The sequence below is a fragment of the Rhizobium pantanalense genome, assembly GCF_030182525.1.
Taxonomy (GTDB): Bacteria; Pseudomonadota; Alphaproteobacteria; order Rhizobiales; family Rhizobiaceae; genus Rhizobium.
Genome location: NZ_JAQJCH010000005.1, coordinates 249,966 through 275,617, shown reverse-complemented (window position 1 = coordinate 275,617; position 25,652 = coordinate 249,966). Strand labels below are relative to the sequence as shown.

24 protein-coding genes are annotated in these 25,652 nt (G+C 58.8%); 13 read left to right on the top strand and 11 right to left on the bottom strand.

The features are described 5' to 3' along the window. The first annotated feature begins 17 nt into the window (after positions 1-17). Both fabF and PH558_RS15430 read left to right on the top strand, forming a co-directional pair. A complete protein-coding gene (fabF, locus tag PH558_RS15435; protein ID WP_285205240.1) occupies positions 18-1,283 on the top strand; it encodes a beta-ketoacyl-ACP synthase II in 1,266 nt (421 codons plus the stop codon). Between the two features lie 56 nt (positions 1,284-1,339). Beyond that, a complete protein-coding gene (locus PH558_RS15430) occupies positions 1,340-1,762 on the top strand; it encodes a DUF4864 domain-containing protein (RefSeq protein ID WP_285205237.1) in 423 nt (140 codons plus the stop codon). Between the two features lie 75 nt (positions 1,763-1,837). On the opposite strand, the gene PH558_RS15425 is transcribed toward PH558_RS15430, so the two are convergent. Further along, positions 1,838-2,728, bottom strand: coding sequence for a cell wall hydrolase (locus PH558_RS15425; protein WP_285205236.1), 891 nt, complete (start codon positions 2,726-2,728; stop codon positions 1,838-1,840). Here PH558_RS15425 and PH558_RS15420 point away from each other — a divergent pair. Further along, the gene (locus PH558_RS15420; RefSeq protein WP_285205389.1) at positions 2,613-2,975 is read left to right on the top strand and encodes a hypothetical protein; all 363 of its coding nucleotides are present in this window, start codon (positions 2,613-2,615) and stop codon (positions 2,973-2,975) included. The two genes, PH558_RS15425 and PH558_RS15420, sit on opposite strands and share 116 nt — an antisense overlap. A 6-nt stretch (positions 2,976-2,981) precedes the next feature. On the opposite strand, the gene PH558_RS15415 is transcribed toward PH558_RS15420, so the two are convergent. From PH558_RS15415 to coaD, 6 genes are all read right to left on the bottom strand, one after another. Continuing rightward, positions 2,982-3,407: a VOC family protein gene (locus PH558_RS15415; protein ID WP_285205233.1), complete on the bottom strand. Its 426-nt coding sequence runs from the start codon at positions 3,405-3,407 to the stop codon at positions 2,982-2,984. Between the two features lie 244 nt (positions 3,408-3,651). Further along, positions 3,652-4,782, bottom strand: a complete 1,131-nt coding sequence (gene tgt / locus PH558_RS15410) for a tRNA guanosine(34) transglycosylase Tgt (RefSeq protein ID WP_095434882.1) — start codon at positions 4,780-4,782, stop codon at positions 3,652-3,654. A 6-nt stretch (positions 4,783-4,788) separates the two neighbouring features. Next, a complete protein-coding gene (gene queA / locus PH558_RS15405; RefSeq protein ID WP_285205231.1) occupies positions 4,789-5,874 on the bottom strand; it encodes a tRNA preQ1(34) S-adenosylmethionine ribosyltransferase-isomerase QueA in 1,086 nt (361 codons plus the stop codon). A gap of 88 nt (positions 5,875-5,962) precedes the next feature. Next, on the bottom strand, positions 5,963-6,472 hold the full coding sequence (locus PH558_RS15400) for a peptidylprolyl isomerase (RefSeq protein WP_092715425.1): 510 nt from the start codon (positions 6,470-6,472) through the stop codon (positions 5,963-5,965). Between the two features lie 114 nt (positions 6,473-6,586). After that, a complete protein-coding gene (locus PH558_RS15395; protein ID WP_112421537.1) occupies positions 6,587-7,159 on the bottom strand; it encodes a peptidylprolyl isomerase in 573 nt (190 codons plus the stop codon). Between the two features lie 29 nt (positions 7,160-7,188). Beyond that, complete coding sequence (gene coaD / locus PH558_RS15390; RefSeq protein ID WP_285205229.1) at positions 7,189-7,701, bottom strand: pantetheine-phosphate adenylyltransferase; 513 nt, start codon at positions 7,699-7,701, stop codon at positions 7,189-7,191. A gap of 201 nt (positions 7,702-7,902) precedes the next feature. Here coaD and PH558_RS15385 point away from each other — a divergent pair, with 201 nt between their 5' ends. The 3 genes from PH558_RS15385 (at position 7,903) to PH558_RS15375 (ending at position 9,655) form a co-directional block, all read left to right on the top strand. Further along, entirely contained in the window at positions 7,903-8,127 is a 225-nt protein-coding gene (locus PH558_RS15385; RefSeq protein ID WP_285205226.1) for a hypothetical protein, read from the top strand. 91 nt (positions 8,128-8,218) lie between these two features. Further along, positions 8,219-8,377: a hypothetical protein gene (locus tag PH558_RS15380; RefSeq protein WP_015339886.1), complete on the top strand. Its 159-nt coding sequence runs from the start codon at positions 8,219-8,221 to the stop codon at positions 8,375-8,377. Between the two features lie 387 nt (positions 8,378-8,764). Further along, positions 8,765-9,655 carry an NAD-dependent epimerase/dehydratase family protein gene (locus PH558_RS15375; RefSeq protein ID WP_285205224.1) on the top strand — a complete coding sequence of 297 codons (891 nt, stop codon included), beginning with the start codon at positions 8,765-8,767 and terminating at the stop codon, positions 9,653-9,655. A 157-nt stretch (positions 9,656-9,812) separates the two neighbouring features. Here PH558_RS15375 and gyrA read toward each other — a convergent pair whose 3' ends face one another. Further along, a complete protein-coding gene (gene gyrA, locus PH558_RS15370; protein ID WP_095434879.1) occupies positions 9,813-12,608 on the bottom strand; it encodes a DNA gyrase subunit A in 2,796 nt (931 codons plus the stop codon). 224 nt (positions 12,609-12,832) lie between these two features. On the opposite strand from gyrA, the gene PH558_RS15365 reads away from it, so the two are divergent. Beyond that, on the top strand, positions 12,833-13,465 hold the full coding sequence (locus PH558_RS15365; protein ID WP_095436274.1) for a MarC family protein: 633 nt from the start codon (positions 12,833-12,835) through the stop codon (positions 13,463-13,465). A gap of 431 nt (positions 13,466-13,896) precedes the next feature. On the opposite strand, the gene PH558_RS15360 is transcribed toward PH558_RS15365, so the two are convergent. Beyond that, positions 13,897-14,463 carry a single-stranded DNA-binding protein gene (locus tag PH558_RS15360; protein ID WP_095436273.1) on the bottom strand — a complete coding sequence of 189 codons (567 nt, stop codon included), beginning with the start codon at positions 14,461-14,463 and terminating at the stop codon, positions 13,897-13,899. 271 nt (positions 14,464-14,734) lie between these two features. Between PH558_RS15360 and uvrA the strand changes: the two genes are divergently transcribed. Both uvrA and PH558_RS15350 read left to right on the top strand, forming a co-directional pair. Beyond that, positions 14,735-17,656, top strand: a complete 2,922-nt coding sequence (gene uvrA, locus PH558_RS15355) for an excinuclease ABC subunit UvrA (RefSeq protein ID WP_285205206.1) — start codon at positions 14,735-14,737, stop codon at positions 17,654-17,656. A gap of 32 nt (positions 17,657-17,688) precedes the next feature. Beyond that, a complete protein-coding gene (locus PH558_RS15350; protein WP_095434876.1) occupies positions 17,689-18,495 on the top strand; it encodes a DUF72 domain-containing protein in 807 nt (268 codons plus the stop codon). Positions 18,496-18,497: 2 nt separating this feature from the next. On the opposite strand, the gene PH558_RS15345 is transcribed toward PH558_RS15350, so the two are convergent. Further along, positions 18,498-19,973: an NAD(P)H-hydrate dehydratase gene (locus tag PH558_RS15345; RefSeq protein WP_285205202.1), complete on the bottom strand. Its 1,476-nt coding sequence runs from the start codon at positions 19,971-19,973 to the stop codon at positions 18,498-18,500. Positions 19,974-20,321: 348 nt separating this feature from the next. On the opposite strand from PH558_RS15345, the gene PH558_RS15340 reads away from it, so the two are divergent. The 3 genes from PH558_RS15340 to hspQ all read left to right on the top strand — a co-directional run bounded on the left by PH558_RS15340 (position 20,322) and on the right by hspQ (position 22,679). Then, the gene (locus PH558_RS15340) at positions 20,322-20,660 is read left to right on the top strand and encodes a P-II family nitrogen regulator (RefSeq protein ID WP_015339877.1); all 339 of its coding nucleotides are present in this window, start codon (positions 20,322-20,324) and stop codon (positions 20,658-20,660) included. Positions 20,661-20,724: 64 nt separating this feature from the next. After that, the gene (gene glnA / locus PH558_RS15335) at positions 20,725-22,134 is read left to right on the top strand and encodes a type I glutamate--ammonia ligase (RefSeq protein WP_095434874.1); all 1,410 of its coding nucleotides are present in this window, start codon (positions 20,725-20,727) and stop codon (positions 22,132-22,134) included. 215 nt (positions 22,135-22,349) lie between these two features. After that, the gene (hspQ, locus tag PH558_RS15330; protein WP_069612159.1) at positions 22,350-22,679 is read left to right on the top strand and encodes a heat shock protein HspQ; all 330 of its coding nucleotides are present in this window, start codon (positions 22,350-22,352) and stop codon (positions 22,677-22,679) included. A gap of 151 nt (positions 22,680-22,830) precedes the next feature. On the opposite strand, the gene PH558_RS15325 is transcribed toward hspQ, so the two are convergent. Beyond that, on the bottom strand, positions 22,831-23,490 hold the full coding sequence (locus tag PH558_RS15325; RefSeq protein ID WP_092715437.1) for an invasion associated locus B family protein: 660 nt from the start codon (positions 23,488-23,490) through the stop codon (positions 22,831-22,833). 264 nt (positions 23,491-23,754) lie between these two features. On the opposite strand from PH558_RS15325, the gene PH558_RS15320 reads away from it, so the two are divergent. Then, positions 23,755-25,566, top strand: coding sequence for an extracellular solute-binding protein (locus PH558_RS15320; RefSeq protein WP_285205196.1), 1,812 nt, complete (start codon positions 23,755-23,757; stop codon positions 25,564-25,566). Positions 25,567-25,652: the final 86 nt, after the last annotated feature.

Below are 25,652 nucleotides of genomic sequence, written 5' to 3'. Positions count from 1 at the left end.
GATAATAGGAGCAAAAGATGGATCGTATCGTCGTCACCGGCATGGGACTGGTTTCTCCCCTGGGCGTAGGTGTCAAGGCAAGCTGGAAGCGGCTCGTCGAGGGCCGCTCCGGTCTCAGGCTGCTGCCCGAGGAGATGGTGAGCGATCTCGCGGCCAAGGTCGGAGGCGTCGTTCCCGATATCGCTCGAGATCCTGAAGCTGGCTTCGATGCCGATCGCTACGTGCCCATCAAAGACCAGAAGAAGATGGACCGGTTCATCCTGTTCGCCATGGCGGCCGCCGAAGAGGCAATCCTGCAGGCCGGCTGGCAACCGACTGACGTCGGCGCTCTAGAACGGACGGCCACGATCATTGCATCAGGCGTCGGTGGCTTTCCCGCCATCGCCGATGCCGTGCGCACGGCTGAAACAAAGGGCGTGCGGCGTTTGTCGCCCTTCACCATCCCCTCCTTCCTCGTCAACCTCGCCGCCGGCCAGGTGAGTATCCGCTATGGCTTCAAGGGGCCGCTGGGTGCGCCGGTCACCGCCTGTGCCGCCAGCGTCCAGGCGATCGGCGATGCCGCGCGGCTGATCCGCTCAAGAGAGGCCGATGTCGCCATCTGCGGCGGTGCCGAAGCCTGCATCGACAAGGTGAGCCTTGGCGGCTTCGCTGCAGCACGCGCGCTCTCGACCGGCTTCAGCAACCGCCCGGAAGAAGCCTCCCGACCCTTCGACAGCGCTCGTGACGGTTTCGTCATGGGTGAAGGCGCCGGCATGCTTGTCATCGAGACGTTGGAGCATGCGCTCGCTCGCGGCGCAACGCCGCTGGCCGAGCTCGTCGGTTATGGCACTGCCGCCGACGCCTATCACATGACCGCCGGGCCGGAAGATGGCGATGGTGCGCGCCGGGCCATGCTTGCGGCACTTTCCCAGGCTCGCATTTCACCGTCCGAGGTCAAGCATCTGAATGCGCATGCGACATCGACCCAGGTCGGCGACAGAGGCGAGATGGAAGCCATCAAAGCCGTTTTCGGCCGTGACGGTGAGATTGCCGTCAGCGGTACGAAGGCCGCTACCGGCCACCTTCTGGGTGCTGCCGGCGGCATGGAAGCGATCTTCACGATTATGGCTCTGCGTGATCAGGTCGCCCCGCCGACCCGCAATCTGCAGGATCCGGATTCGGCGGCTGAAGGTATCGACATCGTCGGTGGTACCGCGCGACCGATGGCCATGGACTATGCGATCTCCAACGGTTTCGGCTTTGGTGGCGTCAACGCCAGCGCCCTCTTCCGCCGCTGGCAGTAATCGCTTCTGCTTGCGATCAAAGCGCGCTAAGCTTTCTCCATATGATTGGGACGGACATGCGCGCTTTTTCTATTGCCGCTTTTCTCTGCTGCATCGCCTTTGCACCGGTCGCTTACGCGGAAGATCCGGTGCGGACGGCACAGAGCCTTATTGAGCAACAGATCGAGGCTTTTCTGCATGATGATGCCGCCACGGCCTATTCCTTCGCCGCACCCGGCATCAAGGCGCTCTTCCCGGATAAGGACAGCTTCTTCGCCATGGTGAAGAAGAGCTATCAACCGGTTTGTCATCCCGGCAATTATGCCTTCGGCAAAAGCCGCGCGATCGACAATGGCGCAGTCGTCTATCAGGAGGTGCTGATCACAGGCACCGATGACAAGGACTGGACGGCGATCTATCAAATCACCCGCCAGCCGGACGGCAGTTACAAGATCAACGGCGTGCAGATACTCGCGAAAGCAACGAGCGAGAGTATCTGAGCATGGCTCAGCTCAAATAAAAACAGCGCACCTCTGGGAAAGAGGCGCGCTGCTCGAGGTTTGGGCCAGTTGTTGCTAACCGCGAATTCTAAGCGGATTTCCCGCCGGTGTATTGCCATCGAACTCTGGACGCGGCTGCGGAATGACGACCGTCGATGCCGGCATCGGCGTATTCGTGTAGGTAGTTTCGCCGCTCGAAAGCGGTCCCGAAATTGCCATGTCCGTGGGTGCGGGCGTCGGGATCGGAACGGCAGTTGGGATAACGATGGTACTCTGCGGCATGGTCACCGTCGGGTTCGAGACCGGCGTAAATGCCGCAACGGCAGACGTCGTAGACGCCGGCTGCGTTTCCGGCAGGACGAATGGAGATTGCGGCGTGCCCTGCGTGGGCACGTAATTCATCGCAACCTCGTAAGCCGGAAGCGGCGCAGGCGTTTGCAATTCGCCATCGCGACCACGCTTCTCATAGAACGCGTTGCCGCCGGCATAAGCGACGTAGTGCATATTATCGTATGGGAATCTCAGGCCTTCGGTATGAAAGAACATCGCGTCCTTTACCTGGGGATGCCGCTCGCCACGCAGGATCTTCGCGGCAGCAACTTCGAGATCCGGCTTTGCCTGATCCTTGACTTCCCTGGTCATCACACCCGGGGCGAACTGCTTTTCCTGGGCAACGACGCCGCAGATCGTGGGCGGATATGCACCGGAGGTCAGCCTGTTCATCACAACCGTACCGACTGCCATGTAACCACTCGGGTCGGACCGCTCCGATTCGAAGTACATTGCACGCTCGAGACAGTCCTTGTCCTTGGTCGTGTAATTGTACGTTACTTTAGCGCCACGAATGGGCTTGGTGGTATTGCTGGGGGTGGGGGTTGTCTTCTGTGTCGTCGTGCAGCTGGTAGCGGCCAAACCTACAACCAATAGCCCCGAAAGACATGCCCCGAATTTGCGTTGCGCCCTCAACGGCAAGTGCCTCCTATTTTCGGTAGTACAGCCCTTATCGATTAAGAGAATGCGTTTTAGCCGGATTTTTTCAAAATTCCAAGCGGCCACGCAATCAAATCTGCCAATGACGTTTTTCAAAGGCGGATGGACCGTTTATTCCGATTCGCTATTTTTCCCAATGCTTTATTGTTGCCAAGCTCATTCTGAAACACGGCTGGAAACGGAAATTGCTCAAGGCAAGCCCGTTTCAGCCGGCTCAAAATGATGTTCGTTAAGGATAGCAATCAATCGATAATAAATGATTTACCAACAGAGCGAGGTCCATGCGCCAGCCGACTTCGACGAGGATTCGCCCCGGTGCAAAACAATAAAACGACCAATTGCCACGTATGGCCGAAGGTGGTTTCAAGATTTCGCAGCCGCTCGATTTCGCTCGCTCGAACAGCAGATCGACCGCCTCCCGGGACGGCTGCATGAAGCCGATATGATAGGTATTGCGACCGATGGAGACGGTATCGGCGCCGCCGAATTTCCCGACCGGCTGACTGATGACAAGTTCGAGCCCGGCGTCGTCGCCAAGAATGGCGAGGCCATTTGCGCCGCGCGTTTCCACCTCCGTCAGGCCAAAAACGGAAACAAAGAAATCCCGCGTCGCAGCGACATCGGGAACATGCAGATCCAGGTGGTTCAGTCTCATGACAGCTCCAAAAGGCTTTCCCGCGGAGACATGTCGGTCGATCCGGCCACGCCAACGCGAGACACTCGACCACAATGGTCAAGTTCCGCGTCGCGGGCTCTCATCACCAATGGCAAGGAGCAGTGCTTCCAGACTGGAAGGGGTTGGGCCTACCGAAACCAACCCTGCCTTTTTCGACACGCTTCTGTTAGCGCGAAATCGCCATAGCAGCAAGATCGCGTGGCGCATCCTCATCGTAGCACGATCACACCGGCTCGAGATCGCCCCTCGCCCAATTTTCTATCGTTTCCGCCATGAAATCGGCGAAGCGGCCTTCGGCGATCGCCTGGCGGATGCCCTGCATCAGTTCCTGATAGTAGGCTAGATTATGCCACGAGAGCAGCATGCCGCCGAGCGCTTCGTTGGCGCGGACGAGATGATGCAGATAGGCGCGCGAGTAGTCCCGCGAGGCTGGGCAATTGGATTGCTCGTCCAGCGGGCGCATGTCTTCGGCGTGGCGGGCGTTGCGGATGTTGACCTTGCCACGACGCGTGAAGGCCAGTCCGTGACGGCCCGAGCGGGTCGGCATCACGCAATCGAACATGTCGATGCCGCGCGCGACGGATTTCAAAATGTCGTCGGGCGTGCCGACCCCCATCAGATAGCGCGGCTTTTCCGTCGGCAGCTCCGGAAGCGTGATCTCGAGCATACGCAGCATAACCTCCTGCGGCTCGCCGACGGCGAGACCGCCAACTGCATAGCCCTTCAGGTCCATGCCGCTCAGTGCCTTTGCGGAGCGGACGCGCAGCTCAGGCACGTCGCCGCCCTGAACGATGCCGAACATCGCCTTGCCGGGCTGGTTGCCGAAGGCCACCTTACAGCGGTCCGCCCAACGCAGCGACATTTCCATCGCGCGCTCGATTTCTTTCGGCGTTGCCGGCAAGGCGACGCATTCATCGAGCTGCATCTGGATATCGGAGCCGAGCAGGCCCTGGATCTCGATCGAGCGCTCCGGCGACATATGATGCAAGCTGCCATCGACATGCGATTTGAATGTCACGCCCTGCTCATCCAGCTTGCGCAGACCGGACAGCGACATCACCTGGAAACCGCCGGAATCGGTGAGGATCGGGTGCGGCCAGCGGATCAGCTCGTGCAGGCCGCCAAGGCGGGCGACACGCTCGGCGGTCGGGCGCAGCATCAGATGATAGGTATTGCCGAGAATGATATCCGCGCCGGTTTCGCGCACCTGGTCGAGGTACATGGCCTTGACGGTGCCGACGGTGCCGACGGGCATGAATGCCGGCGTGCGGATGGTCCCGCGCGGCATGGAAACTTCGCCGAGGCGCGCGCCGCCGTCGGTCTTCTTCAATTGAAACTGAAAGCTCTCGCTCATCTCGTCCTAGTCTTTCCGGTGGAGCAGGCTGCCATCGCCATAGGAATAGAAGCGATAGCCCGTCTCGATAGCATGGGTATAGGCCGCTCGCATCGTATCGAGGCCGGCAAAGGCCGATACGAGCATGAACAGGGTCGAGCGCGGCAGGTGGAAATTGGTCATCAGCATGTCGACAGCCTTGAAGCGGTAGCCGGGCGTAATGAAAATGCCGGTAGCACCTTGCCAGGGCTGAATAGTGCCGTCGTCAGCGGCGGCACTTTCGATCAGCCGCAGCGACGTGGTTCCGACACAGACGATGCGCCCGCCCCCCGCCTTGACGGCATTGAGCCTTGCGGCGGTGGCGGCATCGACATAGCCGATCTCGAAATGCATCTTGTGGTCGTCGGTATCATCGGCCTTGACGGGCAGGAAGGTACCGGCCCCGACATGCAGCGTCACGAAATGCCGTTCGACGCCCATGGCATCAAGCTCGGCAAACAGGGATGGCGTGAAATGCAGGCCAGCGGTAGGTGCCGCGACGGCGCCCTCTTCACGCGCGTAAATCGTCTGGTAATCGGCGCGATCGCGCTCGTCTTCCGGGCGCTTCGCCGCGATATAGGGCGGCAGGGGAATATGCCCGACCGCGGCGATCGCTTCGTCCAACGCTGGGCCGGATAGATCGAACCGCAGAGTAATTTCGCCGCCCTCGCCCTTCTCCTCGACAGTCGCATCGAGCGAGCCCAGAACGCAGACATTTTCGCCGTGGCCGAACTGGATGCGGTCACCGATCTTGATGCGTTTTCCGGGCCTGGCAAAGGCCTTCCAGCGATCCGGCGCCGCACGCATATGCAGCGTCGCCGAGACCTGCTGGCCAGGGGCGCCTTCGCGATGACGAATACCTTCCAGCTGCGCCGGTATCACCTTGGTATCGTTGAAGACCATGGCGTCGCCGGGGCGCAGGAAAGATGGCAGATCCCGCACCTTATGGTCGCTCAGCGTGTTGGCACTATCATTCGGATCGACGACGAGCAGGCGCGCGCTGTCGCGCGGCTCGGCGGGCCTGAGCGCGATACGCTCCTCCGGCAGATCGAAGTCGAAAAGATCAACACGCATTCAATTGGTCCAGGTAGTTCATTCAGGCAAAGCGAAACCCGCCCCTCACGCCAGCGGCGCAAGAGGCGGGTTTCAGGAATAATCACGATCAGACGTCGGCGGCAACCCGCGCGGATACGATCGAATCCGGATCCTTTACCGGCTCACCGCGCTTGATCTGGTCGACGAATTCCATGCCGGAGATGACCTGCCCCCAGACGGAGTACTGCTTGTTCAGCCAGGGAGCATCTGCGAAGCAGATAAAGAACTGGGAATTGGCCGAGTTCGGGTTCTGCGAACGGGCCATCGAACAGGTGCCGCGAATATGCGACGTTGCGGAGAACTCGGCCTTCAAATCCGGCTTGGAAGAGCCGCCCATGCCGGCACGGCCAGGATTGAAGGTTTCGCTGCCCTGCTTGCCAAACTGCACGTCGCCGGTCTGGGCCATGAAGCCGTCGATGACGCGATGGAAGACGACGCCGTCATAGGCCTTTTCGCGCGCAAGTTCCTTGATGCGGGCGACATGCTCGGGAGCAACCTGCGGCAGAAGCTGAATGACAACCTGGCCCTTGGTGGTTTCCAGGATGAGGGTGTTTTCTGGATCCTTGATCTCAGCCATGTTCGTTTCCTTGTTCTCTGTGTTTGCGCATGATCCTGGCCGGATCATGCAGCTTGCCTTGGCATGATCTCATCCAAAAGCCGCGCCGCGCCTTTTGGAATCACGCCTGTGAAATCACTTCTTGGTGACGGTGACCTTGATCATCTTGTCCGGGTTGCTCACTTCGCCGTTCTGGCCTTCGCCGCGCTTGATCTTGTCGACGAGCTCCATGCCCGAGATGACCTTGCCGACGACCGTGTACTGGCCGTTCAGGAAATCGCCATTGGCGAACATGATGAAGAACTGAGAGTTGGCGGAGTTCGGGTCCTGGGCGCGCGCCATGCCGACGGTGCCGCGCGTGAATGGAACCTTGGAGAATTCGGCCGGAAGGTTCGGCAGATCGGAACCGCCGGTGCCGGCCTTGTTCGGATCATAACCCTTGGAGGCATTGCCATACTGGACGTCGCCGGTCTGAGCCATGAAACCATCGATGACGCGATGGAAGACGACGTTGTCGTAGGCACCCTTCTTCGCCAGCGCCTCGATCTGGGCAACGTGCTTCGGAGCAACCTCCGGCATCAACTGGATGACCACCGGGCCGTCCTTGAGCTGGATGGTCAAAAGATCTGCGGCTGCGGCCGAGAACGCGCTGCCTGCGAAGGCGGCAAGGCTCAGGAATCCTGCCAATGCAATATGAAAGAGTTTCATGGATGCTCCGTTCGGGATTGGATTTTGGCTCAGCTGTTGCCGCTGGCCTTATTTTTGAGTTTGCCGTTCAGCGCTTCCAGAACCGCCGACGGCACGAAGGCGCTGACATCGCCGCCCATGGATGCGATCTGCCGCACCAATGTGGCGGTTATGGGCCGAGAGGCCGTGCCGGCGGGCAGAAACAGCGTTTGGATATCCGGCGCCATCTGCCGGTTCATGCCAGCCATCTGCATTTCATAATCGAGATCGGTGCCATCGCGCAGGCCACGCACCAGCAAGGTCGCGCCATGGGCACGGGCGGCATCGACGACCAGATTGTCGAAAGCAACGACGGAAATATCGCCCGCCTTCTGCGGCAGAGTCTCACCGAGCGATCTGCGGATGAGTTCCGCCCGCTCCTCGAAGGAGAAAAGCGGCTTCTTGCCGGGGTGAATGCCGATCGCAACGATCACCTTGGCGGCGACGTTCAACGCCTGCACGAGGACATCCAGATGTCCGTTGGTCATCGGGTCGAAAGACCCAGGATAAAAGGCTGTCGTCATTACCAGGCCGGCTCGTTGTTTCGACGCCTTTTGTCATGGATGAGGCCGTATCGCAAGTGATTTGCAACCCGGCGGCCGCCTCTGAACTGCAGATGAACGCGCCGTTCAAGCCCGTTTCAGCTCGACAATGCTTTACTGACATCAACATCGAAACGGGCCTGCTCAACGGCTCGCCGAATTCGGTTTCAGGGACATCATGCCATGCTCGTCTTCATTATCGCAGGCGCCATCATCGGTTCATTTTTCGTCGAATACCTCGTTCATCTTTTCGCCGACAATTATGAGATCGAATGGGATTCCGCCTCGGGAAACGGCAAGAAACTCGATTTTGCCCAAGAAATCGCCACCGCCATGCGCAAAACGCAATGCGAATCTGAACGCCAGATGAACAAGGCATTCAAGGTCGCTTCAGGAGCGCATTGCTAGATAGCTCTCAATATCGGCGGAACCATTTGGGAAACGCCGCGTTAACAGTCCGAAACTCAGATCGCATATTGCGGCAAGAAGGAAGAAGAGTATGCCCGACAAGATCACCCTCATTAACGTTGTTTGGATGGCCATGATTTCGGGAATGCTCGCAGCTACCGTTGCGCTTTACGATCAGAAACCCGACCAGTCGAAGATCTACGGTCCCTTTGCTTCGGCTCGTCCCTTTGTTGCCTCAAGCCAGTACTAAGGGATCTGAACGCTAGTCCCACCAAAGGAGGGAGCGATCATGTTCACAATTTTGACGCTGCTTACACTTTTCATCAGCATCATGTTTGTCGTGTCAGTCGCATCCACCATTTCGGCGCTTCATCGCGAAAGCGAAGAGAGCAAGAGGCTACATAAGCGTCATAAGACGCTCTGATCTCCGCGTACCGAGCATCTCTCCCCGCCATATGCTCGGATGGACCCTGAACCGGACGCTACCCCGCCAGCGTCCGGTTTTTTATTGCCATTATGGTCGCGGCGCTTTCCCTTCAGGCCCTGCCGCCAAGACGCAAAAGCATGATTTTGCAAGAGGAAGCGCACCAGCCGCTTCAATCATGCTATGGTGATCGCGGTTCATCGAGGCATCAAGATGCGCATTGTCCTGACAGGCAGCTCCGGGCGACTTGGCCGGGCAATCTTTAATGCGTTGGCGCCAAGCCATAGGGTGATAGGCATCGATCATTCGCCGTTTTCGACGACGCATCTCCTCGGAGATTTTACCGATGTGGCGTTGCTGCGCCAGGCGCTGACGGGTGCGGATGCAGTCATCCATTGCGCGGCCCTGCATGCCCCTCATGTGGGCGCAGTTTCCGACGATGAATTTCGCCGCATCAATGTGGACGGAACACGGCAGCTGGCGGAAGCGGTACTGGCTGCCGGTGTCAAGAGACTGGTGTTTACCAGCACGACCGCACTTTATGGTCGCGCCGTCGTTCCCGGTCATTGCACATGGGTCGACGAAGACACCGTACCACAACCGAAAAGCATCTATCACCGCACGAAACTGGAAGCCGAGCAGGTCCTTAAAGGCATGACTGGCCCGGATTTGCAGGTCCGCGTTTTACGCATGTCTCGAAGTTTTCCGGAATCAGCCAATGTGATGGCTGTTCATCGCCTGCATCGCGGTGTCGATATCCGCGATGTCGCGGATGCCCATGTCGCGGCCCTGACGAATTGCGGCAAGGAGTTTCAACGACATATCGTTTCCGCCGGCGCGTTGTTCAAACCGGAAGATTGCGAGGCGCTCGCAGTGGACGCCGCTTCCGTCATTCAACTGCGAGCGCCCGGCCTTGCTGCGAAATTTGTACAGCGAAACTGGCCGCTGCCCGACAAAATCGATCGCATCTACGCATCGAAATCTGCCGGCACGGTTCTCGGCTGGCATTTCCGTTTTGGCTATGACGAGGTTTTCGCGCAGCTGGATCGGGAAAGCCTGGAGGTTCTGCCACCCTTTTCGCAGGGCAACGGACAAGCGGAATAATAGAACGGCCGGACAATCGGCGATGAACTCAAGATTGAGCAACGTTCCCCAAAAAGCAATCGCATGAGCCTATTACCAAGCTCATGCGATTGAAATCCTTCAGTTTCTTGGGTCAGCCGGTCAGCCAGCGGTTTGTGCAGCCCGGTTCAGCGAATTTTTATTCTTCGCTGCTACCCTCGCTACCGGCATCTCCTGCCTCACCGGCAGCAACATCGTCCTCGGCTGCCGAAGCATCATCCTCATCGCCTTCCGGCTCGCTGATACGCTCGACGGATACGACCTTTTCGTCCTTGGCCGTCGAGAAGATGGTGACGCCCTTGGTGGCGCGGCTGGCGATGCGGATGCCGCCGACGGGCACGCGGATCAGCTGACCGCCATCCGAGACGAGCATGATCTGATCGCCGTCCTCGACCGGGAAGGCAGCAACAAGTTCGCCGATCTCGCCCGTCTTCGACGTGTCGGTAGCGCGAATACCCTTGCCGCCGCGACCGGAGATACGGAAATCATAGGAAGACGAACGCTTGCCGAAGCCTTTTTCCGAGACCGTCAGAACGAACTGCTCGAGAGCCTTAAGCTCCTCGTAACGTTCGTCACTGAGCTGCCCCTCTTCGGTGACCTCTTCGCCGACCAGCGCAATCTCCTCGTCATCGCCCGTTGCGGAGCGGCGCTCGCTGACGGAGCGTTTGAGATAGGCCGCGCGCTCCCATGGCTCGGCATCCACATGGCGGACGATCGTCATCGAGATGATGCGATCGCCGGATGCAAGGCTGATGCCGCGAACACCGATGGAGTTGCGGCCGGCAAAGACGCGTACATCCGAAACCGAGAAGCGGATGCACTGGCCGAGCGCCGTAGTCATCAGCACGTCGTCATGCTCGGTGCAGGTCTCGACGGAGAGGATTTCATCACCCTCTTCCTCGAGCTTCATGGCGATTTTGCCGTTACGATTGACCTGCACGAAATCCGACAGTTTGTTGCGGCGCACGGTTCCGCGCGTCGTCGTGAACATCACGTCGAGATTGTCCCAGCTGTCTTCATCCTCCGGCAGAGGCATGATCGTGGTGATGCGTTCGCCGGGTTCCAGCGGCAGCATGTTGATCAGTGCCTTGCCGCGCGATGTCGGCGTGCCGATCGGCAGACGCCAGACCTTTTCCTTGTAGACGATACCGCGGGACGAGAAGAACAGAACCGGCGTATGTGTATTGAGAACGAATAGCCGGGTAACGAAATCCTCGTCGCGGGTCGTCATTCCGGAGCGGCCTTTGCCACCACGGCGCTGCGCACGATAGGTGGTCAGCGGCACCCGCTTGATATAGCCGAGATGGGAAACGGTGACGACCATGTCCTCGCGGGCGATCAGATCCTCGTCGTCCATCTCGAGGCCGCCATCGACGATCTCGGTGCGGCGCGGAGTTCCGAACTCATCACGAACCGCGGCAAGCTCTTCTTTTACAATGGTTTGGATCCGAGCGCGCGACGAAAGAATATCAAGGTAGTCCTTGATTTCTGCACCGATCTGGTTGAGTTCTTCATCGATTTCGTCACGGCCGAGAGCGGTGAGACGTGCCAGACGCAGTTCGAGAATGGCGCGCGCCTGCTCTTCGGATAGATTGTAAGTGCCGTCCTCGTTGATGCGGTGACGCGGGTCGTCGATTAGCCGGATAAGCGACTCGACATCGGCCGCATTCCAGCGGCGTGTCATCAACTCTTCGCGGGCCGATTGCGGATCGGGCGCTTGCCGAATGACGCGGATGACTTCGTCGATATTGGCGACCGCAATCGCCAGACCGACCAAGACGTGGGCGCGATCACGCGCCTTGCGCAGCAGATACTTCGTGCGGCGGCTGATGACTTCCTCGCGGAAAGCCACGAAAGCGCGCAGCATATCCATCAGGTTCATCAGCTCGGGCTTGCCGCCATTCAGCGCCACCATGTTGCAGCCGAAAGAGGTCTGCAGCGGCGTATAGCGATAAAGCTGGTTCAGGATGACGTCGGCGTTGGCATCGCGCTTGAGTTCGACGACGACGCGATAGCCCTGGCGGTCGGACTCGTCGCGCAAATCCGAGATGCCCTCGATGCGCTTCTCGCGCACGAGTTCGGCCATCTTCTCGATCATCGACGCCTTGTTCACCTGATAGGGAACCTCGGTGATGATGATCTGCTCGCGATCGCCGCGCATCGGTTCGATGGTCGCGACACCGCGCATGACGACCGAGCCGCGCCCCGTCTCATAGGCGGAGCGGATGCCGGCGCGGCCGAGGATCTTTGCACCGGTCGGGAAATCCGGACCGGGGATGATCTCCATCATCTCGGGCAGCTCGATCGCCGGATTGTCGATCAGCGCGATACAGCCATTGATGACCTCGGAGAGGTTGTGCGGCGGAATGTTCGTCGCCATGCCGACGGCGATGCCGCCGGAGCCGTTGACCAGCAGGTTCGGGAAGCGTGCCGGCAGAACCTTCGGCTCCTCCGTCGTCGCATCATAGTTTTCCTGGAAATCGACCGTTTCCTTGTCGATATCCTCGAGAAGCTCGTGGGCGACCTTCGTCAGGCGGGATTCCGTATAACGCATCGCCGCCGGCGGATCGCCGTCGATCGAGCCGAAATTGCCCTGCCCGTCGATGAGCGGCACGCGCATCGACCAGTCCTGCGCCATGCGCACCAAGGCGTCATAGATCGAAGCGTCGCCGTGCGGGTGGTAGCTACCCATGACGTCAGCGACGGGACGGGCCGACTTCACATATTTGCGGTTCCAGTGATAGCCGCTCTGATGCGCCGCATAAAGGATGCGCCGATGAACGGGCTTCAGACCATCACGGACGTCGGGAAGCGCGCGGCTGACGATCACGCTCATGGCGTAATCGAGATACGACCGCTGCATTTCCTCCATGATGGAAATCGGCTCGATGCCTGGCGGGAGCTTCCCGCCGCCGGGTGGTGTTTGCTCAGTCAAAACAGATCACGATCTCTTTTAGAATCACTGCGAAATTTATAGCCGAAAGGCCTGGCGAGCGCCAATTTGGGCCGGTGTTTTTGAACAGGTTTTGCCCCTTTAAGCCATGGAATCGAACATTTCCATGGCGAAATCCATCGACGCCGATGCATGACCCTTTGCGAAAGCCCGTTCCTCGCATAACAATGCTTGATAACAGCGATAAAACAAGCTTCGGGGACTATATGGCGAGCGCAGATACGCTGATCAATGCCTTCACGACTCTGCTCGTAACTGTCGATCCGCCGGGGCTCGCGCCGCTTTTCATCGGACTTACGGCCGGCATGAACCGGGCGGAACGCAAGCAGGTGGCGCTACGCGGATCGCTGATCGCCTTCTTCATCCTTGCGGCCTTTGCCTTATTCGGCGCGAGCGTGCTTGGTGTGCTCGGCATCTCCATCGGTGCCTTCCGTATCGCCGGCGGCCTGCTGCTGTTCTGGATCGCCTTCGAAATGGTGTTCGAGCGGCGGCAGGACAGGAAAGAGAAGACGACGGAGGTCGCCATTACGAAGGATCACATCCGCAATATCGCGGTCTTTCCCCTCGCCTTACCATTGATCGCCGGTCCCGGCGCCATCTCGGCCACCATTCTGTTGGCCGGCTCGCTGCAGACGACGCTCGACCGCGCGCAACTGATCGGCGTCATCGCCGTCAATCTGGCCCTGGTCTTTGCGGCGCTTGCCATTTCAGACAGGCTCGACCGAATGCTCGGCGCCACCGGCCGCGCCATTCTCACCCGGCTGCTGGGGGTTATCCTTGCGGCGCTTGCCGCGCAGTTCGTTGTAGATGGGGCAAAAGCGGCGCTACAAGCAGGTTAAAGCTTTTATCGCCATCACCGCGCTACACAGAACATCGCGTTTCGGTGTGCGCTGAATAAGGATCGGCAATGTTTCTCAAAAACATAATCCGCGGATTCTTCAAGAAATATGGATATACCTTTATAAAGACGGAGTACTTGGTAGATGAAAAAGACACTCAATATGCGTCCATCAACATCGTTACCGAGGATGATCTACAGAAAAAGATTCTTTTTATTTATCTCGCTGACGAGGTATCCAGAACTCACATTTTAACGAAAGAGAATATCAAGGATACCATAGCGATCTGCCAATTAATCCTAGAAGAATTAAACAATCAATCGGAAGGCTCGAATCCGCTCGATAGGTGAACCTTCTATCTGGACGCGCTGCACGTAAAATAGCTCACCCGAAGGTGAGCTATTGGATAGTTTAGCTGGCAAGCATATCGATCAGAACGGGATGTCATCATCCAGATCGCGCGAGAAGTTACCTCCGCCCTGGCTGCTGCCACCACGGCTACCACCGCCGCCGCGGGAAGAGCCCTGCGAAGAGGACGACTGGCCATAATCGTCGCCGCCGCCGTAATCGCCGCCGTAGCCGCCACCAAAATCACCGCCGCCGCGACCGCCGCGGCTTCCACCTTCCATGGAACCGCCGCCCTCGCCGCGGCCATCGAGCATCGTCAGCGTCGAATTGAAGCCTTGCAGCACGATTTCGGTCGAATACTTGTCCTGGCCGTTCTGATCCTGCCACTTGCGAGTCTGCAGAGCGCCTTCGATATAGACCTTGGCGCCCTTCTTCAAATACTGTTCGGCGACCTTGCAGAGGCCTTCATTGAAGATGACGACGCGATGCCATTCCGTCTTTTCCCGGCGCTCGCCGGAATTACGGTCGCGCCAGGTTTCCGACGTTGCGATATTGAGATTGGCGATCGGGCGGCCATCCTGCGTGCGGCGAATTTCGGGGTCCGCCCCGAGATTCCCAATCAGAATTACCTTGTTCACACTACCGGCCATGACACCACCCTGCTTGCCGCCCATCGACGGCTTTGAAATTCTATCGGAACACCTTAACCCATAGCAGGCGTCAGGTGCTATTTATGCGGCCTTCCCAGTTCCGTTCATCCACAAAGAAATCGCCGCGATAATTTTGTTCTTTCTTTGTTCTAATTTATCCCTATGATGATGTCAACGGAATCGAAAACCGGCTCCACCCCTTCATTTCAGCCTCGACTCGCGGGCTGACATCACTAAATAAAGGCAGACTCCAAGGGACCTGCATACGACGATGAGCGAACTGAAGACTATTTCCATACGTGGTGCGCGCGAGCACAATCTCAAGGGCATCGATCTTGACCTGCCACGCAACAAGCTGATCGTCATGACCGGCCTTTCCGGTTCCGGCAAATCGTCGCTCGCCTTCGACACCATCTATGCCGAGGGCCAGCGCCGCTATGTCGAAAGCCTTTCGGCCTACGCACGCCAGTTCCTCGAGATGATGCAGAAGCCGGATGTCGACCAGATCGACGGCCTCTCGCCAGCGATCTCGATCGAGCAGAAGACCACTTCGCGCAATCCGCGCTCGACGGTCGGCACGGTCACCGAAATCTACGACTATATGCGTCTGCTGTTTGCCCGCGTCGGCGTTCCCTATTCGCCCGTGACGGGCCTGCCGATCGAGAGCCAGACGGTCAGCCAGATGGTCGATCGCGTTCTTGCCTATGAGGAGGGCACCAGGCTTTACATTCTGGCACCGCTCGTGCGCGGACGTAAGGGCGAATACAAGAAGGAACTGGCGGAGCTCATGAAGAAGGGCTTCCAGCGCGTCAAGGTCGACGGCCAGTTCTACGAGATCGCCGATGTGCCGGCGCTCGACAAGAAATACAAGCACGACATCGATGTCGTGGTCGACCGCATCGTCGTGCGTCCGGACATGGCGGCGCGTCTTGCCGACAGCTTCGAAACCTCGCTGCGTCTTGCCGACGGTCTTGCCGTCGCGGAATTCGCCGACAAACCGTTGCCGCCTGAGGAGACCGCTGCGGGCGGCTCAGCCAACAAGTCGCTGAACGAAACGCATGAGCGCGTACTGTTCTCGGAGAAATTCGCTTGCCCGGTTTCCGGATTCACCATTCCAGAAATCGAGCCGCGCCTGTTCTCGTTCAACAATCCCTTTGGCGCCTGTCCGTCCTGCGACGGCTTGGGTTCGCAGCAGAAGATTGACCCGGAACTGATCGTGCCGGAGCCGGAACGCACGCTGCGCGATGGCGCGATCGCTCCGTGGGCCAAGTCGACCTCACCCTATTACAATCAGACGCTGGAGGCGCTCGGCAAGCACTATGGCTTCAAGCTCGGCAATCGCTGGAACGAACTGTCCGACAAGGCCAAGGATGTCATCCTGAACGGCACGGAAGACAAGATCGAATTCCATTATGCCGATGGTGCGCGCTCCTACACCACGCACAAGAATTTCGAAGGCATAGTGCCGAACCTCGGGCGCCGCTGGAAGGAAACGGATTCTGCCTGGGCGCGCGAGGAGATCGAACGCTTCATGTCGGCTGCCCCATGCCCGGCCTGCAACGGCTATCGCCTGAAGCCGGAAGCCCTGGCGGTCAAGATCGACAAGCTGCACATCAGCCAGGTGGCGGAGATGTCGATCCGCGTTGCCCGCGATTGGTTCGATGCGCTGCCGGGCACGTTCACTGACAAGCAGAACGAGATTGCTGTCCGCATCCTCAAGGAAATCCGCGATCGCCTGCGTTTCCTCAATGATGTCGGTCTCGAATATCTGAGCCTATCGCGCAATTCGGGCACGCTGTCCGGCGGCGAAAGCCAGCGCATCCGGCTGGCATCGCAGATCGGTTCGGGATTGACGGGCGTTCTCTATGTTCTTGACGAGCCCTCCATCGGTCTGCATCAGCGCGACAATGCCCGTCTTTTGGAGACGCTGAAGCATCTGCGGGATATCGGCAACACCGTGATCGTCGTCGAGCATGACGAGGATGCGATCCTGACGGCCGACGATGTGGTCGATATCGGGCCGGCTGCGGGCGTGCATGGCGGCCAGGTGGTGGCGCATGGCACACCGCAGGACATCATGGCGAACCCGAAGTCACTGACCGGTAAATATCTGTCCGGCGAGCTCGGCGTGCCGGTTCCCAATGAACCTCGTAAGCCCAAGAAGGGCAAGGAAATCAAGGTTGTCGGCGCGCGAGGCAACAACCTGAAGAACGTCACGGCGTCCATCCCGCTCGGTGTTTTCACTGCAGTGACCGGCGTGTCCGGCGGCGGCAAGTCCACCTTCCTGATCGAGACGCTTTACAAGTCGGCGGCACGCCGCGTTATGGGTGCGCGCGAAATCCCGGCCGATCACGACCGCATCGACGGTTTCGAGCATATCGACAAGGTCATCGATATCGACCAGTCGCCGATCGGCCGCACGCCGCGCTCGAACCCCGCGACTTATACCGGCGCCTTCACGCCGATCCGCGACTGGTTTGCCGGCCTGCCGGAAGCCAAGGCACGCGGCTATCAGCCGGGCCGCTTCTCGTTCAACGTCAAGGGCGGCCGCTGCGAGGCCTGCCAAGGTGACGGCGTCATCAAGATCGAGATGCACTTCCTGCCTGACGTCTATGTCACCTGCGACGTCTGCCACGGCAAGCGTTATAATCGCGAGACGCTTGATGTCACCTTCAAGACAAAGTCGATCGCCGACGTGCTCGACATGACCGTCGAGGAAGGCGTCGATTTCTTCGCGGCCGTTCCCGCCGTGCGCGACAAGCTGCAGAGCCTGAAGGATGTCGGCCTCGGCTATATCAAGGTGGGACAGCAGGCCAATACGCTTTCGGGTGGCGAGGCGCAGCGCGTCAAGCTAGCCAAGGAACTATCGAAGCGATCGACGGGCCGCACGCTCTACATTCTCGACGAACCCACAACCGGGCTGCACTTTCACGACGTCGCCAAACTTCTGGAAATGCTGCACGAACTGGTCAATCAGGGCAATTCCGTCGTCGTCATCGAGCACAATCTCGAAGTCATCAAGACGGCCGACTGGATCCTTGATTTCGGTCCGGAGGGCGGCGATGGCGGCGGCGAGATCGTGGCTGTCGGCACGCCGGAGACGATCGTCAAGGAAAAGCGCTCCTATACGGGGCAGTTCCTGAAGGAGTTACTGGAGCGGCGTCCGGTGAAGAAGGTTGCTGCGGCGGAGTAAGGTTACCCGGCCGAATGGCCAAGGAGGAGAGAATGACCAAAGCGGGCGAAATCCGCACAGGCATCGGCGGCTGGACCTTCGAACCCTGGCGCGGGACCTTCTATCCCGACACGCTGAAGCAGAAGGACGAGCTGAATTATGCCAGCCGCCAGCTGAAAGTGATCGAGGTCAACGGCACCTATTACAGCACGCAGAAGCCTGAAGTGTTTGCCAAATGGGCCGCCGATGTTCCCGACGGCTTTATTTTCTCCCTGAAGGCGACGCGTTTCGTCACCAACCGCCGCGTCCTTGCCGAAGCGGGCGAGTCAATGCAGAAGTTCCTGGAATCCGGCATCAGCGAGCTCGGCGATCACCTCGGCCCGCTGCTCTGGCAGTTCGCACCGACGAAGAAATTCGATCCGGATGATTTCGAGGCTTTCCTCAAGCTGCTGCCGGCGAAGCAGGATGGTCTTGCGCTGAGACACGTCGTCGAGGTCCGGCACGATTCCTTCAAGGTGCCGGAGTTCGTCGCGCTGCTCGAAAAATACAATGTCGCGCCCGTTTGCGCCGAGCATTTCGAGTATCCGATGATTGCGGATGTCACGGCCGACTTCGTCTATGCCCGCCTGCAGAAGGGATCGGACGATATCAAGACCTGCTATCCGCCGAAGGATCTGAAAGCCTGGGCGGATCGTTTGAAAAGCTGGGCCGCTGGCAAGGTACCGGACGATCTGCCGCTGATCGATGCAAAGCGTAAGGTCAAGGCCGAACCGCGCGATGTCTTCGCCTTCATGATCCATGAGGGCAAGGTAAATGCGCCGCCCGGTGCGATCGCTTTGCAGCAGGAAGTGGCGAAATAGCGCTATAGCGGTTTGACGGCTGCGACGAGGTCTTCGGCGGTCAGCCCCTTGCCGGCATGTTGACCGGCAAGACCATGTAGCCAGACGCCGGCGGCGGCTGCCTCGAAGGCCGGCGCCCCCTGCGCCATCAGGCCACCGACAATGCCGGCAAGTACGTCGCCGGAGCCGGCGGTAGCAAGCCAGGGTGGCGCGTTGGCGTTGATCAGTGCCCTGCCGTCCGGAGCGGCGATCACGGTATCGGCACCCTTGTAGATGATGGCAGCATGGGCTCTGATTGCCGCCGCCCTCGCCTTATCGACCTTGCTCAATGTTTCGTCCGCGGCGATATCGGGAAAGAGCCGGCTGAACTCCCGCTCGTGGGGTGTCAGCACCAAGCGTGTCGGTCCTTCAGCAAAGGCATCGAACAGTCGTTGCGGCTCGTCGCGGAACGAGGTGATACCGTCGGCATCCAGCACTAGGTGGCGATTCGCGAGCGCGAGGCAGAATTGCCGTGCCTTTTCGCCGGCGCCGAATCCAGGCCCAAGAATGAAGGTCGAAAGGCGTTTATCGGCAAGCCATTCGAGCAATGAGGCTTCATCCGCGATGGAATGCAGCATGATTGCCGTCAGCAAGCCTGCATTGACATCAAGCGCCTCCGGCGGCGAGGCGATGGTGACGAGCCCTGCCCCCACCTTCAATCCGGCCATGGCCGACATGCGCGCAGCACCTGTCGCGTTCGGCCCGCCGGAGAAGACGATGAGATGGCCGCGCTTGTATTTGTGCGTCTCGACGCCTGCCGAGGGTATGGCCGCCTGCCACTGCGCCGGCTTGTTTTCGCCGAGCGAGCGGTCGGCATGGGCGCGGACGATACGGTCGGGAATGCCGATGTCGAAGACCTCCAGCTCGCCGCACAGATCGCGACCGGGCAAGAGAAGATGGCCCGGCTTACGCGTCATGAAGGTCACCGTGCGCGCGGCGTGGAAGGCTGCACCGAGAACCTGACCGCTACGGCCATCGAGACCCGACGGAAGATCGACTGAAATCACGGGAATATCAGCAGCCGCGACGCGAGCGATAACCGCGGCCACGTCATCCGGAACCGGCCGCGACAGGCCCGCGCCGAAGATCGCATCGATCACGACGTCGCCCGCTAGTGGAATAAAGTCATCGATCGTCTTGCCCTCGACCGGGCAATCAGCAAAAGCACTGGTAGCATCGCCCTTGAGCCGCTGGGGATCGCCAAGATGGAAAAGCCGCACGTCGGCGCCGGCCTGTTTCAGCGCGCGCGCTGCCACATAGCCGTCGCCGCCATTGTTTCCCGGCCCACAGAGAACGGCATATCGGACGGCTCCGGGAAAGTGCCGGAGCGCGACGGCAGCAACCGCCTGCCCTGCCTTCTCCATAAGCCCGTAGGAATCGATGCCGGATGCGGCTGCGGCGCGGTCGACGGCAGACATGGCGTCGGGGGTGAGGAGCAGATCGGTGAGCGGCATCATCATGGTGGATATTATAGATGCGAAATCTGCCTCAAAAACAACCGCTATTGCGGTGGTCAGTATGATTGATAAATATGCATTTGCATAATAATTAAACAATAATATTCAAGGCCTTGCCGAAGCACAAACCTGCCGTGCGTGGCTCTTTTTTGCGAAATTTTGCTTATCCCACGCATTTCCGCGCGAAATCGCTTCCATTTTTCCGAAAAATCCTCATCAATTCATCGTCTCGGTGCGAATTCGCCGAGATTTTTTACAGCGGTTCGTCATCAATTGGCATGGTACGTGCATTACGTTGGCCGAGCGGGGAGTAGTCCTGCTGTATCAGGAGAAGCGGAGAGACATTTTCTCATGAAAAAGATCGAAGCGATCATTAAGCCCTTCAAGCTCGACGAAGTGAAGGAAGCCCTTCAGGAAGTCGGCCTGCAGGGTATCACCGTCACGGAAGCGAAGGGCTTCGGTCGTCAGAAGGGCCACACGGAACTTTACCGTGGCGCCGAATACGTCGTCGACTTCCTGCCGAAGGTGAAGGTCGAAGTTGTATTGGCGGACGAAAATGCGGAAGCGGTGATCGAAGCCATACGCAAGGCTGCGCAGACAGGCCGTATCGGCGACGGAAAGATTTTCGTTTCCAACGTGGAAGAAGTCATTCGAATCCGCACCGGCGAAACGGGCATCGACGCCATTTAATCCGCCCGGCCCATTCTCGGCCGCGGCTCGTTTAATCGTCATCTAAGTCAAGGGAAGTAATTTAATGGCGACCGCAAGCGAAATTTTAAAACAAATCAAGGATAACGACGTCAAGTTCGTCGACCTGCGCTTTACGGATCCGAAGGGCAAGCTACAGCATCTGACCATGGACGTGATCTGTGTCGACGAAGACATGTTCGCCGATGGCGTCATGTTCGACGGCTCCTCGATTGCCGGCTGGAAGGCCATCAACGAATCCGACATGGTGCTGATGCCCGATCCGGAAACGGTCCATATGGATCCGTTCTTTGCGCAGTCCACCATGGTGATCCTCTGCGACATCCTCGACCCGGTCTCCGGCGAAGCCTATAACCGCGACCCGCGCGGCACCGCCAAGAAGGCGGAAGCCTATCTCAAGGCCTCCGGCATCGGTGATACCGCCTTCTTCGGCCCGGAAGCCGAATTCTTCGTTTTCGACGACGTCAAGTACAAGGCTGACCCGTACAATACGGGCTTCAAGCTCGACTCCAGTGAACTGCCGTCCAACGACGACACCGACTACGAGACGGGCAACCTCGGCCACCGTCCGCGCGTCAAAGGCGGCTACTTCCCGGTGCCGCCAATCGACAGCTGCCAGGACATGCGCTCCGAGATGCTGACGGTTCTCACCGAAATGGGCGTCGTCGTCGAAAAGCATCACCACGAAGTCGCAGCCGCACAGCACGAGCTCGGCATCAAGTTCGACACGCTGGTGCGCAACGCCGACAAGATGCAGATCTACAAATATGTCGTGCATCAGGTCGCCAATGCCTACGGTAAGACGGCAACCTTCATGCCGAAGCCGATCTTCGGCGACAACGGCTCGGGCATGCACGTTCACCAGTCGATTTGGAAGGGCGGCAAGCCGACCTTCGCCGGCGACGAATATGCAGGCCTGTCCGAAAGCTGCCTCTATTACATCGGCGGCATCATCAAGCATGCCAAGGCGATCAATGCCTTCACCAACCCGTCGACGAACTCCTACAAGCGTCTCGTCCCGGGCTACGAAGCTCCGGTTCTGCTTGCCTATTCGGCTCGCAACCGTTCCGCCTCCTGCCGCATTCCGTTCGGCTCGAACCCGAAGGCAAAGCGCGTCGAAGTCCGCTTCCCTGACCCGACCGCCAACCCCTATCTGGGCTTCGCAGCCATGCTGATGGCCGGCCTCGACGGCATCAAGAACAAGATCCATCCCGGCAAGGCCATGGATAAGGATCTCTACGATCTGCCACCGAAGGAGCTGAAGAAGATCCCGACGGTGTGCGGCTCGCTGCGCGAAGCGCTGGAAAGCCTGGACAAAGACCGCAAGTTCCTGACCGCTGGCGGCGTTTTCGACGACGACCAGATCGATGCCTTCATCGAACTGAAGATGCAGGAAGTCATGCGTTTCGAAATGACCCCGCATCCGGTCGAATACGACATGTACTACTCGGTCTGATATCGGGCACGAAAGCCCCGGTCTGCCGGGGCTTTCTCCATGATTGGGAAGCCGGTGGCAGGTCTCCCGCCCGATAGCGTCTTCGCATTGAGCGATCACATGCTGCTCGACCGAATAACTCGGGCCGAATGTGACATTTCGATGAAGGAATGGGGCAAAATCCTTGATATCAGTGGTGAAAGTCACCACATGATTGCTTGAAAGGAAGTCGTGCCATGAAACAACGAAACGCAAAATTCAATATTGGCGACGTGGTTCGACACCGGATGTTCCCCTTCCGTGGTGTCATCTTCGATGTCGATCCGGAATTCGCAAATACAGAGGAATGGTGGAATTCCATCCCCGCAGAAGTGCGTCCCGATAAGGATCAGCCCTTCTATCACCTTCTCGCCGAAAACGACGAGACGGAATATGTCGCATACGTGTCGGAACAGAACCTCATCAACGATGAGAGCGGCGTTCCCCTGCGCAATCCGCAGGTCGCTCAGATCTTCGATCAAGCCCCGACGGGGCAGCTCAAGCCCAAAATGAGCTTCGCCCATTAAACGCCAGTAAAACCTATCCTATTCGAAAGGGAAGGCGCTCCCAACGCCTTTCCTTTTTATTTGGCTTCCCAGCATCGTATGCGGTCATTAGCGCAAAGAAAAAGCCCGGATCGCTCCGGGCTTTTTCTCATGAAACGAGACTATCGTCCACTTACTGCTGCTTGGCAGCCTTCTGTGCGTCTTCGAGCTTCTTGCGTGCTTCCTCGGCCTTCTTCTGCATGCTGTCCTGCAGGCTCTTCTGGCTTTCAGCGAGCTTCGAATCGGAGATCGCCGGGCCGTCATAAGCGGCGCCGAAGCCGGTCAGCGAGATCTTGATCGGGTTCGGAGCGCGGCGGAAGTTCACCGAGGTGAAGGTGACGTCCGTGCCCTTCTTCAGCGAAGCGATCATCGCGTCCGTCACCGGCACTTCCGCGGTGCACTTGTCCGGAAGGCAGACGGCGTAGTCGAGCTTCTGGCCCTTGCCGCCATCGACCTGCATGGTGATGCCGGGCGGGATCAGGCGGGCGGTCGGAACCGAGATCTGCAGGATCTTGCGGTTGACCTTGCCATCGACGGAGATGAGGCCGACAGCCGTCACGAGCTGACCGTTGTTTGCCATGATCAGATTCTGCACGATGCAGATATCGGCATCGTCCTGCTTGGTGCAGGTCTTGTACCAGCCCAGACGCGGCTGATTGGGATCACCACCACCATCGGCGGGAGCTGCGTTGGACGCATCCTGCGCGAAAGCGGCAGCCGGCATCGCCGCGCCAATCATGAGAGCCAGAGCAGAGAGACCTGCCCGCATTTTGTTGTCAGTCTTGAACATCATAGCGAAACCGCCTCCTGAAATCCGCTTCGGGACGACAGCACGCCGTCCCATGCAATTCGGGTCAAACCGTCGTCCACCTGTCGAATGAATAAGGCAAATACATGACCCGAGAAACCCGGCACCCCTGTTACATCGCACTGGCACGGATATCCAGCTTTTCTTTGGCCTTTTCTGCCAAGTCCTAAGATTTCCGCAGTCGCGTGTTGAATTCGGCACGCTCATGATAATGTTCGGCCGAATCGTACCCGTCCCGGAAAGGATGCCATGCAAGCGCTCCGGATCGCTGCCCTCCTGTTCTTCGCAACCTTGTGCAACGCCGCGGCGGCTCAGCCGCTTTACGGCATCGCCATGCATGGAGATCCGGCGTTGCCGGCGGACTACAAGCATTTCCCTTACGTCAATCCGGATGTCAAAAAGGGCGGCCGCGTCAGCTATGGCGTCGTCGGCACTTTCGACAATCTCAATCCCTTCATCCTGAAAAGCATGCGCACAACCGCACGCGGCATGTGGGACCCGGAATATGGCTACCTCCTCTACGAATCGCTGATGGTGCGCTCGCGCGACGAGCCTTTCACCCTTTACGGATTGTTGGCGCAGACGGTCGAATGGGACGAAAGCAGGAGTTTCATCCGATTCAACCTCAATCCCGAAGCCAAATGGTCGGACGGGCAACCTGTAACGCCGGAAGATGTGATCTTCACATTCCAGTTGCTGCGCGACAAAGGTCGCGTGCCATTTTCGTCGTGGCTTGAGACCATCGACAGCATGGAAAAAGTCGGCGAGCACACCGTACTGATCCGCTTCAACGCGAAGGCCAATCGCGAAACTCCGCTGATCATCGCCTCGTCGCTGCCGATTCTGCCGAAGCACGCCGTCGATCCCGATGGTTTCGACCAGACTTCGCTTCGTATTCCCGTCGGTTCCGGCCCCTACAGGATCAAAAGTATCGATCCCGGCCAGCGCATCGTCTTCGAGCGCCGTAACGACTATTGGGGCAAGAATCTCCCGTCAAAAATTGGCATCGACAATTATGACGAGATCGCCGTCAATTATTTCCTGCAGGACACCACTCTGTTCGAAGCCTTCAAGAAAGGCGATGTCGATATCTATCCGGACGGCAGCCCCAGCCATTGGCAGCAGGCTTACAACTTCCCGGCAGTAACCTCCGGCGCCATCGTCAAGGAGACCTTTAGGCCGAAAACGCCAAGCGGCATGCTCGGTTTCGTCTTCAATACACGGCGGCCGATGTTTGCCGACAAGAATGTGCGCAAGGGACTGACGCTTGCCTTCGATTTCGAATGGATGAACCGCAATCTCTACTCGGGCGCCTACCAGCGCACGCAGAGCTATTGGCAGAATTCCGATCTTTCGTCCTTCGGTGTTCCCGCGGATGCGCGCGAACTCGCGATGCTGGGTCCGATCAAGGACCGCATAGATCCGGACGTGCTCGATGGCACCTACAGGCTTCCCGTCAGCGACGGTTCCGGGCGTGACCGCAAGATCCTGCGTAAGGCGGTAGCCTTGCTCAAGGAGGGTGGCTATACGATCCGCGGCGAGAAGATGGTCGATAAGAACGGCCGCCAGCTCAGCTTCGAGATATTGACGCAAAACGCAGACCAGGAGCGCATCGCGATCCCCTACCGCCGGTCTCTGGAACTGCTTGGTATCGCGGTGACAATTCGTACGGTCGATGATTCACAGTATCAGCTGCGGACGATCAACTACGACTACGACATGATCATCAAATCCTATCCCTCGTCGTTGTCGCCAGGAATCGAACAGGTGGCCCGCTGGGGTTCCGCCGCCGCGAAAATGCCAGGCAGCTTCAACTTTGCCCTCGTCGAAGATCCCGACGTAGATACGTTGATATCGCATTTCCTGACCGCACACTCAGCCGAGGATTTTCGCGACGCCGTGCGTTCGTTCGATCGGATGCTGATCTCCGGCTATTATCTTGTGCCGCTCTATCATGTCGACCAGCAATGGGCTGCGCGGCGCAGCCGCATCGATCATCCCGCGGCTTTGCCGCTCTATGGCTACTATTTACCCGCGTGGTGGGACGCCTCGGCGCAATAGCATCGCAATGGTTCCCTTTCGGTAACCGGTTGAAGCCATCGGTGCAAAGGCCTAGATGGAGGGGAACAGCCCGAAAACCGAAAGGA

Excerpts from the sequence above, each read along its gene's own strand:
- fabF (WP_285205240.1), top strand. The coding sequence starts at position 18 with ATGGATCGTATCGTCGTCACCGGCATGGGACTGGTTTCTCCCCTGGGC.
- PH558_RS15430 (WP_285205237.1), top strand. The coding sequence starts at position 1,340 with ATGCGCGCTTTTTCTATTGCCGCTTTTCTCTGCTGCATCGCCTTTGCA.
- PH558_RS15415 (WP_285205233.1), bottom strand. The coding sequence starts at position 3,407 with ATGAGACTGAACCACCTGGATCTGCATGTTCCCGATGTCGCTGCGACG.
- tgt (WP_095434882.1), bottom strand. The coding sequence starts at position 4,782 with ATGAGCGAGAGCTTTCAGTTTCAATTGAAGAAGACCGACGGCGGCGCG.
- queA (WP_285205231.1), bottom strand. The coding sequence starts at position 5,874 with ATGCGTGTTGATCTTTTCGACTTCGATCTGCCGGAGGAGCGTATCGCG.
- PH558_RS15400 (WP_092715425.1), bottom strand. The coding sequence starts at position 6,472 with ATGGCTGAGATCAAGGATCCAGAAAACACCCTCATCCTGGAAACCACC.
- PH558_RS15395 (WP_112421537.1), bottom strand. The coding sequence starts at position 7,159 with ATGAAACTCTTTCATATTGCATTGGCAGGATTCCTGAGCCTTGCCGCC.
- coaD (WP_285205229.1), bottom strand. The coding sequence starts at position 7,701 with ATGACGACAGCCTTTTATCCTGGGTCTTTCGACCCGATGACCAACGGA.
- PH558_RS15385 (WP_285205226.1), top strand. The coding sequence starts at position 7,903 with ATGCTCGTCTTCATTATCGCAGGCGCCATCATCGGTTCATTTTTCGTC.
- PH558_RS15380 (WP_015339886.1), top strand. The coding sequence starts at position 8,219 with ATGCCCGACAAGATCACCCTCATTAACGTTGTTTGGATGGCCATGATT.
- PH558_RS15375 (WP_285205224.1), top strand. The coding sequence starts at position 8,765 with ATGCGCATTGTCCTGACAGGCAGCTCCGGGCGACTTGGCCGGGCAATC.
- PH558_RS15365 (WP_095436274.1), top strand. The coding sequence starts at position 12,833 with ATGGCGAGCGCAGATACGCTGATCAATGCCTTCACGACTCTGCTCGTA.
- PH558_RS15360 (WP_095436273.1), bottom strand. The coding sequence starts at position 14,463 with ATGGCCGGTAGTGTGAACAAGGTAATTCTGATTGGGAATCTCGGGGCG.
- uvrA (WP_285205206.1), top strand. The coding sequence starts at position 14,735 with ATGAGCGAACTGAAGACTATTTCCATACGTGGTGCGCGCGAGCACAAT.
- PH558_RS15350 (WP_095434876.1), top strand. The coding sequence starts at position 17,689 with ATGACCAAAGCGGGCGAAATCCGCACAGGCATCGGCGGCTGGACCTTC.
- PH558_RS15345 (WP_285205202.1), bottom strand. The coding sequence starts at position 19,973 with ATGATGATGCCGCTCACCGATCTGCTCCTCACCCCCGACGCCATGTCT.
- PH558_RS15340 (WP_015339877.1), top strand. The coding sequence starts at position 20,322 with ATGAAAAAGATCGAAGCGATCATTAAGCCCTTCAAGCTCGACGAAGTG.
- glnA (WP_095434874.1), top strand. The coding sequence starts at position 20,725 with ATGGCGACCGCAAGCGAAATTTTAAAACAAATCAAGGATAACGACGTC.
- hspQ (WP_069612159.1), top strand. The coding sequence starts at position 22,350 with ATGAAACAACGAAACGCAAAATTCAATATTGGCGACGTGGTTCGACAC.
- PH558_RS15325 (WP_092715437.1), bottom strand. The coding sequence starts at position 23,490 with ATGATGTTCAAGACTGACAACAAAATGCGGGCAGGTCTCTCTGCTCTG.
- PH558_RS15320 (WP_285205196.1), top strand. The coding sequence starts at position 23,755 with ATGCAAGCGCTCCGGATCGCTGCCCTCCTGTTCTTCGCAACCTTGTGC.